At 48.6% G+C, this 5610-nt stretch carries 10 protein-coding genes and 1 pseudogene; 7 read left to right on the plus strand and 4 right to left on the minus strand.

Annotated features, from left to right (window positions below; translation table 11 throughout):
- The 4 genes from A8707_RS25355 to A8707_RS25370 form a co-directional block, all read right to left on the minus strand.
- The coding region (locus A8707_RS25355) for an IS6 family transposase (protein ID WP_068819877.1) at positions 1 to 588 on the minus strand (588 nt) is incomplete at its 3' end.
- Positions 589 to 627: 39 nt separating this feature from the next.
- Positions 628 to 981: a hypothetical protein gene (locus tag A8707_RS25360; RefSeq protein WP_068820145.1), complete on the minus strand. Its 354-nt coding sequence runs from the start codon at positions 979 to 981 to the stop codon at positions 628 to 630.
- 95 nt (positions 982 to 1076) lie between these two features.
- The gene (locus tag A8707_RS25365) at positions 1077 to 1265 is read right to left on the minus strand and encodes a hypothetical protein (protein ID WP_068820147.1); all 189 of its coding nucleotides are present in this window, start codon (positions 1263 to 1265) and stop codon (positions 1077 to 1079) included.
- Positions 1266 to 1268: 3 nt separating this feature from the next.
- Positions 1269 to 2315, minus strand: a complete 1047-nt coding sequence (locus A8707_RS25370; RefSeq protein ID WP_068820148.1) for a ParM/StbA family protein — start codon at positions 2313 to 2315, stop codon at positions 1269 to 1271.
- Between the two features lie 199 nt (positions 2316 to 2514).
- Here A8707_RS25370 and A8707_RS25375 point away from each other — a divergent pair, with 199 nt between their 5' ends.
- The 7 genes and pseudogenes from A8707_RS25375 to A8707_RS25405 form a co-directional block, all read left to right on the plus strand.
- Positions 2515 to 2706, plus strand: coding sequence for a ribbon-helix-helix domain-containing protein (locus A8707_RS25375; RefSeq protein ID WP_068820150.1), 192 nt, complete (start codon positions 2515 to 2517; stop codon positions 2704 to 2706).
- Between the two features lie 36 nt (positions 2707 to 2742).
- Positions 2743 to 3324: a Uma2 family endonuclease gene (locus tag A8707_RS25380; RefSeq protein ID WP_068820152.1), complete on the plus strand. Its 582-nt coding sequence runs from the start codon at positions 2743 to 2745 to the stop codon at positions 3322 to 3324.
- A gap of 30 nt (positions 3325 to 3354) precedes the next feature.
- The gene (locus tag A8707_RS25385) at positions 3355 to 3717 is read left to right on the plus strand and encodes a hypothetical protein (protein ID WP_068820154.1); all 363 of its coding nucleotides are present in this window, start codon (positions 3355 to 3357) and stop codon (positions 3715 to 3717) included.
- A complete protein-coding gene (locus A8707_RS25390) occupies positions 3695 to 3988 on the plus strand; it encodes a fertility inhibition FinO-like protein (RefSeq protein ID WP_068820155.1) in 294 nt (97 codons plus the stop codon). The genes A8707_RS25385 and A8707_RS25390 overlap by 23 nt, the downstream gene beginning before the upstream one ends.
- Before the next feature lie 11 nt (positions 3989 to 3999).
- On the plus strand, positions 4000 to 4590 hold the full coding sequence (locus A8707_RS25395; protein ID WP_068820157.1) for a Uma2 family endonuclease: 591 nt from the start codon (positions 4000 to 4002) through the stop codon (positions 4588 to 4590).
- A 151-nt stretch (positions 4591 to 4741) separates the two neighbouring features.
- Positions 4742 to 5347 (plus strand): hypothetical protein, encoded by a 606-nt coding sequence (locus A8707_RS25400; protein ID WP_068820159.1) that lies wholly within the window; start codon positions 4742 to 4744, stop codon positions 5345 to 5347.
- A 39-nt stretch (positions 5348 to 5386) separates the two neighbouring features.
- A pseudogene (locus tag A8707_RS25405) lies at positions 5387 to 5610 on the plus strand (IS6 family transposase); the annotation flags it as partial.

Here is a 5610-nt window from a genome sequence, read left to right on the forward strand (position 1 = left end):
TCTCGCTGTGTTGAATGAGCCGAATCCCATCATTGGCTTTGTCAATCGCTTGATGTTGCGGTGATCCTGCTCGATGATGTTATTCAGGTACTTGCTCTGCCGGTATTCTGTCTCTGCTGCCAGCGTTTCATCGCCTTTCAAGGCTTCGACTGCCACCGGATAGGCAGCATTTTTATCGACGGTGATCACGCGGGGTGTTTGAGTATGAGTCGCCTTCAGCACTTTGCGGAAAAACCGGGCTGCTGCTTTACCGTCCCGCTTTGCGCTCAGCATGAAGTCCAACGTGTTGCCCATTGAATCGACAGCGCGGTAAAGATATTTCCACGCTCCTTTCACTTCGATGTAAGTCTCGTCCACTCTCCATGAGTCATTCGTGGGATTCAAGAACGGTCGAATGCGTTTGTCCAGTTCAGGGGCAAATTTCAGCACCCAACGATTGAGGGTGGAATGACCCACCTCAATTCCTCGCTCTGCCATCATTTCTTCCAAATCCCGGTAGCTCAGAGGATAGCGGCAATACCACCGCACATTCAACACGATGATTTCGGGCAAGAAGTGCCGCCATTTGAACAGAGAGTCAGTCGTCATTTAGAGCAAGGCTAGAAAAAATTAAGCTTCCCTACCTTACTATTTTTGCGACACAACCGCCTCTGGTAGGTAAGTCCCTTCGGCAATCTGGTGGCAGATTGCGATGATTAACGGCATGGAGTGAACCGGGTTTGTCCAGTCACAATCGGGATGAGTGAGCAACCCGTGAGCGTCATAGTCTTTTGAGGTTTCGCCATGTTCTGCCATGAACTCACCAAAGCTTGACCAGTCTGTTTCGTAGTGACCACAGCACTGATCACCCCAGGCGGCAATGTCTGTGAGAATGGCGAACTTCTCGATGAGGCAGAGCGATTCTAGGTAGTCGCCATAAATTGCTGCAATCTGGGCAAGCCTGCCGTCGTGATAGGTCAGGAGTGAATCTTTCGTAGCCATAATGAGAAATCCTCAAGTGATTGTTTAGCGGTTGTTTAGGGATAGAGCCAGCTTCAAACTGTGGAAGGTGAGGGCTGGCTTTTGAGTGAAAACTTTTACCAATCTGCGATCGCCGTCAACTCAATTTCTGGCTTGGTGCCTGTAGATGGAGTCAACGGATGAGAAGGTACTAACCAGCAATTCAGGATGTGTTCTAACCCATCTTTGGGGTCATCACTTTTCAAGCTGGCTGCAACTTCTAGCAGCAAAGTTTGATGCGCTTTTTTTGACACTGAGACTCGCATTGCTTAGACCTCACCGCTAAGACGCAGGGCAATTTGATAAAGCCCTTTAGCGTTGAGCCATCTCGCATCGGTGGGCACAGTGATCCCTTTCCTCGCCAGTAGTCCAGCCATTCCAGGTAAGAGGGAACCGCCTCCCACTGCGATGATTGAAGTCGCAGCTGGAACGCGAGTCGAGGCAGCTTTTACGAAGGGCTTTAACCCTTGTTCAAACCATCGGGGTAGCGCTTCGATGTACGCCTGTTTGAAGTTCCAATCCGAGTGTTGAGTGCCATAGGAAAAGTCACCTTTCTCCAGTCCAGCGCGGATCAAGTGACGATCGCTTGGTCGTTTGAGATGTTGCCGCACAGAGTCCGAGGTGGCGATCGCGTCAATCAGCTTCTCTACTCCGGCATCGGGTGCATAATCTCGATAAGTCATCTGCAAGCCGTTGAAGGCAGAGACGATCGAAGTTCCATTGCCCAAGTCAAACAGCAGTGCGTTCGTGAAGTCGAACTCGTTTCGCAGGGCGTAGGCAACGCCTGACCCTTCCTCTAAGATTTTCCCGATCGTGACGGTGACGGTTGATTCTTTGCCCAACAGTCGAACGTGATGAACGCCTTCTAAAGCAGCGCGAATGGCTTTGCCAAACACTTTGCCATCGTGGACAGAGGCACAGAGATTGAGTGTCCAGTCTTTGTGGTAAGGCAAGCTGGTTAAGGCACTGAGCAACAATTGCAGACAGAGTTCTGTTTTGCCGTCGTTGGAGTCGGTGACGCGATAAACGCCGCTCGGAGATTGAAAATAGGCGTTCAGTCCGCCGATCCACTGTTTTCCTGCCAAGTCGGTACGTTCTCCGCTCAAATACTCCACGTAACCGAGGTTGGCATGAGTCGCCCGTTCTGGAAGGTAATGAACATAGGACTCCATCAAGGTTTGACCCATGCTGGAGTAGAGCTTGACAGCTCCATTGCCCACATCTAAGCCGATGGGCATGACGTGGCTGACGCTGGCAGATTCGGGCAAGTTGGCTTGAGTTGAGCGGGTGATCGTAGGGCTGAAGGTCGCGTTCATAGAGCTTTTATTCCTTTTGTGGAGATGCTTTTAGGCGCATGAAAAAGGAGGGGTCATTGTGTGGCATCTCTAACCCGTTTCTGCCTTTTTTCGCCTGTCTATGAAAGCTAAAGTAGCATAGTATTATGCTGATGGCATAAGAATCAAAATACTCATGTAGCATAAGATCGTTTGCATCTCAAACGGAGGGCTATCATTTATGCAAACTAGAACAGATGACATGACAAAGCGAATGACCATATCCGTCGATGACGACGTGTATGAAACGCTAGAAGGTTGGGCAAGTGAAGAAGTACGAACTGTTGCTAATCTTGCAGCTGCATTAGTGACGATGGCAGCAAGAGATAAACAGCACAAAAAAGTCCCTGCTCCTGAGAGCAAGGATAAATAGGGAGGACGAACTCTACAAGGAGCGAAGCTAACGCCCATGATACAAACACTCACCAAACCCACTGACCAGCGCATCGTTCTACAGGGAACGTGGGAGAAATTCAAACGGCTCCAGCGAGAGTTTGAAGAGATCTCTCGTGCAAAGCTGTCTTACTACGATGGAACGATCGAGATTCTCATGCCCGGACGTGATCACGAATTCTTCTCGCGAATCATCGGCTACTTAGTGATGACGTTCTGTTTCGATCACGGGGTTCGTTGCACTCCCACCGGATCAATGACTCAAGAAAGAGAAGGCATTAGCTCAGTACAAGCCGATGAGTCTTACTGCATTGGTGGAACAAAACCGACTCCTGATTTATCGATCGAGGTCATCTTTACCAGCGGTAACCTCTCTAAGCTCGCTAAGTACCGAGCTTTAGGTGTTCCTGAAGTCTGGTTTTGGGAAGATGGAGTTTTTGCCCTCTATCATCTGCATGACAACGAATATCAACGCATTCAGCGCAGCCAAACCCCCGGTTTAGAAGGGTTGGATCTCGCGATCCTCAGCCGTTGTGTGTTGATGGCAGAAACCGATGAGCTTGAGGCAGTTGCATTGTTTCGACGAGGCAGTCTTTGAACCTGATGAAATTGACGCAAGGAAAAAGGAATGATTGATCGCAATCTAGTGCTTAAATACTTTCCTAATTTAGAGTGGCGAGGCTTCGACGATCTGCCAGTAACAAGCGCTGCACCGGGTTGGTCGATGGGTGTCTATGCTTCCTTTCTACCTGAAGCATCGCGCCACTTCGATCCGAGCATTAATGTTTCTGCTTATGCTAATGGCACCTTTAGCGCAGAACTTTATCTAACCGACTCCACAGGGCTTCAGAGTTGGATTGATGACGAGACATTAGAGGGGGTTCTGAGAAGCTTGAAAGAGCAGATAGAGGCGATCCGTGAAATCATGTCTTATGCGTTGGCTGAAAGATTAGAAGGAGAGACGACCGATGCCAGTGACCGGAAAACTTGAACTCACCATCAAAATTAGCGAACTGCCAAACGCCGCCACTGTTGAGAATGGCTGGAAATCATTTGAGATTGACTGCGATGGTCAAATCATCTCTGTCACCCTCAAACCCAAAATGTTTAAGAAGCTAGAAGATGCTCAAACAAACTTTCCAATGTGGGTCGCTGCCGTCGCTGGGAAAATGGGACAGCCGACAGAAAAGGGGTTTGTCTTGGTAGAGCCAAACATACAAGTCTTTGAGAAAAAGCCTAAAGAACCTGCTGTAGCAGGGTAGGAGACTAGACGATGACCCAAGCGAAACCACGATTTAGAACGTTTGAGGAATATCTCGACTATGACGACGAAAGCGATCGCCGTTATGAGTTGATTAATGGAGAGTTGTTTGAATTGCCACCTGAATCACCAGAGAACGACTTCTTCGCCCTGAACCTGCGAGATTTACTGATCAAAGTCGTTCGTCGTCAATTAGTTCGAGTCCACACCTGCGAGATGCAAGTGCGTGTTCTAGAACCAAAAGACCCCGCAAATCGCTACCCAGACTTAGTAATTCTTAGAGCTGAGCACTTAGAGATAATGCAGCGACGGCTAACTATTAAATTGGATATGCCGCCACCTCAGTTGGTTGCTGAAGTCGTCAGTCCTGGGAAAAAGAATCGTGATCGTGATTTAATCCGAAAGCGTGATCAATATGCAGCGAGAGGCATTCCTGAATACTGGCTGATTGATCCGAGTCGGTCTGTAGTGGTGGTGCTGACGTTGAAAGGAGATTTCTATCAAGAGCAGTCTTTCACGGGGAGTGTGGCGATCATCTCTCCCACCTTCCCAGACCTGCAACTGACTGCTGATCAGATTTTGAGGGCTGGCGATGATGTCTAAATGGCGTTCAAAATCAAAATCCCTAGTAGTTTTCTAAGCTACTAGGGACTCAATTATCCACCTGGATTAAGCGCGAAAGTTTCTCAGGCCGAAACGCTTAATGCCAGATATCGGAGGGATGAGGCTCATTTAAGAGACTCATCTTGAATACATGTTTACATCATATATCTCATCTTTCGAGAATTGCACGATTATAGGACTATATAATCAATCAATTTCAGAATCAGAAGTAGATGGGCAGATCGACTTCCCCAATACACCGATCACCTCGCCAACGCACCGGGAAACAATTTCAGAAATTATTCAATCAGTCAATCTAATTTCTGAATCTGGGTGGCAATCGGCGATTAAGCGCGAATTTATCGACGGCAGCGGGATCGCTCCTGACCTATTCGAGGCAACGATCGACTTCATTGAAGACACGGGTTACTGGGAACCCAACGAGCTTTTAGGGCAAAACGTATCAAGGCAGTGGCAAACCCGCAAACCTCACAGCTACAGGACTTTAGCGGTTCTTAGACACGAAGACAGCAGCCCGTGGCAAGCCAAGCCGCAAAATCTGCGGCTTGACGGCAAGGGGAAAGTCGTTAAGTACGAAAGCATTGTGGGAAGCGGGTTACGGGCTTTTCTGCCTGCGATCCCTCGATCAATACGGCGCAAAATTAGCCAGCGCTACGGGGTGAATGTGCCTGAATTTGGCTCGTTCTGGGATTGGGTGAAGAATCACCCAGAAATCCCGGTTGTGTCGCAAAAATAGTAAGGTAGGGAAGCTTAATTTTTTCTAGCCTTGCTCTAAATGACGACTGACTCTCTGTTCAAATGGCGGCACTTCTTGCCCGAAATCATCGTGTTGAATGTGCGGTGGTATTGCCGCTATCCTCTGAGCTACCGGGATTTGGAAGAAATGATGGCAGAGCGAGGAATTGAGGTGGATCATTCCACCCTCAATCGTTGGGTGCTGAAATTTGCCCCTGAACTGGACAAACGCATTCGACCGTTCTTGAATCCCACGAATGACTC

The organism is Phormidesmis priestleyi BC1401 (assembly GCF_001650195.1).
GTDB lineage: Bacteria > Cyanobacteriota > Cyanobacteriia > Leptolyngbyales > Leptolyngbyaceae > Phormidesmis_A > Phormidesmis_A priestleyi_B.